Annotated in this window: 1 protein-coding gene; it reads right to left on the minus strand. The window is 71.8% G+C overall.

The window, feature by feature from the left end; translation table 11 throughout:
• Nucleotides 1-384: 384 nt before the first annotated feature.
• The gene (locus tag ACTWPW_RS64350) at nucleotides 385-861 is read right to left on the minus strand and encodes a hypothetical protein (RefSeq protein ID WP_443175064.1); all 477 of its coding nucleotides are present in this window, start codon (nucleotides 859-861) and stop codon (nucleotides 385-387) included.
• Nucleotides 862-923: the final 62 nt, after the last annotated feature.

Consider the following 923-nt stretch of genomic DNA (forward strand, 5'->3'; position numbering starts at 1 on the left):
GGCACACTCGCCAAGCGCCGACGGCGAGCTCAACCCGTACACGAAGCCGACCTACTCTGGGAAGGCGCGCAGATCACCGGCTGCGGCGCCGTCATGGCCCGCCTGATCCGGGACGGCCAGCCCAGCGGCTGCTGCGGCGCCGGTCCCCGGCGTCGTCGGCGACAGGTACGGGCGGACGATGACCTCATCCTGCCGGAAAGGGGGCACGGTGGGGCCCCGGCATCCAGTGGACATCCCGGGGCGGGGTGCGGCATCGGGGTTCACATCGACCACGTCGACGGCTGGCTCGCCTGCCAACCGCCGCGCTCACGGGCCCTACGGCCCGTCGTAGAAGAGACGCCGTCTGGCGAGATGATCACCGACTCGTGCACGTCCCGCTCAGGATCAACGGATCGCCCCTGCTCCTGCCGACGTGTGTCGGACCCGCCGCTTGATGCAGGTTTTCCGCCGGCAGCAGCGCTCGATTGCCGCGCGGGCGGCGGCTTCGATCCGCTCAGCGGATTCGCGCCGGATGCCGCCGACCGGCCAGGCCGTGCCGGCCACTTCCACCGCCATGAGATGCGCATGCAACCGCCGCCCGCTCGCGTGTACCGCCTGGGCAGCGGCGGGGTCGACCAGGTCGATCACGGCCGCGGCGAGCATCCATCGTGAGCGCCATCGGGCGACCGCGATGCCACGCTCGGCGCTCGTCGCAGCGTCGCGCATGTCGGCCCGAAGCCGAGGGAGCGTGGCCGTCAGGGTGGATGCCCACCGACAGGCCAGCCGCCGGCCGGGCCACAGCCGGGCCCTGACCCTCCACCAACGGCCGGCGCAGCCGGCCACGGTCGCGGCAACAACTGTCCCGGTGATGCCTGCACGCATGTCCGGACCCTACGCGTCGACGGCTCAACGGCTGATCAGCGTTAACCCCTGCGTGATCAAAG

Source organism: Nonomuraea sp. KM90 (genome assembly GCF_052246675.1).
In the GTDB taxonomy this organism is placed as follows: domain Bacteria; phylum Actinomycetota; class Actinomycetes; order Streptosporangiales; family Streptosporangiaceae; genus Nonomuraea.

Bases quoted from the DNA above. Each gene is read 5' to 3' on its own strand.
- ACTWPW_RS64350 (WP_443175064.1), bottom strand. From the start codon at position 861: ATGCGTGCAGGCATCACCGGGACAGTTGTTGCCGCGACCGTGGCCGGC.